This is a genomic window from Vibrio sp. 1288 (assembly GCF_033344475.1).
On the sequence record NZ_JAWPOX010000394.1, the window covers coordinates 1 to 770 of the forward strand.

At 45.3% G+C, this 770-nt stretch carries 2 protein-coding genes; both read right to left on the reverse strand.

The genetic code is table 11. The annotated features are described in order from the left end of the window. The coding region (locus R8O11_RS26990) for a DNA ligase LigA-related protein (protein ID WP_412035081.1) at positions 1 to 408 on the reverse strand (408 nt) is incomplete at its 3' end. Positions 409 to 497: 89 nt separating this feature from the next. Further along, positions 498 to 770, reverse strand: a 273-nt coding sequence (zipA, locus tag R8O11_RS26995) for a cell division protein ZipA (RefSeq protein ID WP_318194847.1), incomplete at its 5' end; no start/stop codon positions are given.

Consider the following 770-nt stretch of genomic DNA (forward strand, 5'->3'; position numbering starts at 1 on the left):
CGTTGCCGCTTGAACTAAAATACCGTTTTCATACAACAGACTCACGGCTAAGCCATCTAGCTTTGGTTCACAACAATACTGCTTAATGCTTTCTCCACCGATTCGGTCTTGAGCACGTTTATGGAAGCTGTCGAGTTCACTGTCGTCGAATGCATTATCTAATGACAACATTGGGACTTCGTGTGTCACCTGACTAAATTCAGAAAGCGGCTTACCACCCACTCGCTGACTTGGCGAATCAACCGTCACTAAATCAGGATGTTGAGCTTCAATTTCTAGCAGTTCACGCATTAGGCGGTCGTATTCTGCATCTGGAATCTCTGGATTATCTTCCACGTAGTAGCGAACGGCGTGGTAGTGCAACGACTCTTTGAGTTCTTCTAGCCGTTGATGTACTGATTCAGACATAGTAAAGCCCCGTATATTGTCAATCGATGAGGTTGGGAATCCATGAAAAAGGGCTCCAATCGGAGCCCTTTTATAATTGGGTAGTAAGATTATGCGTTAGCCGCATTAAACTCAACTATTTGGCGTCGATAAGCAGCTAAACGGTCAGGAGTTATTAAGTTTCTCTTGTCATCGAGAACATTCCCTCCCATATCATCCGCAATCTGCTGCGCAGTTCTCAACATCAAGTTGAAGTTTTGCTCAGCTTCGCCATAGCAAGGCAACGTCATAAAGAAGGAAATGCCTTTCGTCGAAAACTCTGCGGGATCACCATGCTCAAGTGTGCCCGGATGCATCATGTTAGCCACACTGAACAGCACTTT